At 62.3% G+C, this 940-nt stretch carries 1 protein-coding gene; it reads left to right on the top strand.

Features of this window, described 5'->3' with window-relative positions; genetic code table 11:
* Positions 1-940: MFS transporter (locus JCM12296_RS35200; RefSeq protein ID WP_054702837.1), on the top strand; the 940-nt coding region annotated here is incomplete at both ends.

Genomic DNA, 940 nt, shown 5'->3' with positions numbered 1-940 from the left:
CCGGAGCGGTGCGCGCAAGCGTTTTTTGGCGCTGTTTGCCTACCTGGGCGTCTTGATGACCGCCGGGCTCTACCTGGTGGCCGAAGGGCAGTGGGCCATGGCGGTGATGGTCTACGTTCTGGGCGTGGTCGGGTTTTCCGGGGCCAACATCTTCTACGATGCCCTCTTGCCCCAGGTGGCGGCCGAGGCGGAGCTGGACGTGGTTTCCGGCTTTGGTTACGCCATGGGGTATCTGGGCGGCGGATTGCTCTTTTTGGTCAATGTGCTCATGGTGCTCATGCCCGCGCGCTTCGGATTGGCCGATGCGGGGCAGGCCGTGCAAATGGGATTTCTCAGTGTGGCCTTGTGGTGGGGCGGTTTTACCGTGCTCACCTTGCGCTGGGTCCCCGAAACACCCGCCCCCACGGTCCCCACCGGCGTCTGGTCCGCCGGTTTCGATCAGTTGAAGCATACCTTCAGGCGGATCCGGCACATGAAGGTCGTTTTGCTTTTTCTCTGCGCCTACTGGCTTTACATCGACGGGGTGGACACAATCATCCGCATGGCCGTGGACTACGGCATGAGCCTGGGCTTTGCCGCCCATGATCTTTTGCTGGCGCTTTTGATCACCCAGTTCGTGGGTTTTCCCGCGGCCCTTGTTTTCGGCCGCATCGGTCAGCGCATGGGCCCGCGGCGGGGGATCTATTTGGCCATCGCGGTCTATGTGGGGGTGACCGTGTTCGGCATCACCATGACCCGCAAGGAGGAGTTTTACATCCTGGCCGTGGTGATCGGCCTGGTCCAGGGCGGTATCCAGGCCCTTTCGCGTTCCTACTACGCCCGCCTCATCCCGGCGGACAAGCCCGCCGAGTTTTACGGCTTCTATAACATGCTGGGCAAGTTCGCCACGATCATCGGCCCCCTCTTGGTGGGCGCGGCAGGGCTGTTCATGCGCTGGTGG

It is taken from the genome of Desulfosarcina cetonica JCM 12296 (genome assembly GCF_001311845.1).
Taxonomy (GTDB): domain Bacteria; phylum Desulfobacterota; class Desulfobacteria; order Desulfobacterales; family Desulfosarcinaceae; genus Desulfosarcina; species Desulfosarcina cetonica.
The sequence above is the reverse complement of the archived record's forward strand: the minus strand, read 5'-3'. Positions and strand labels throughout refer to the sequence as shown.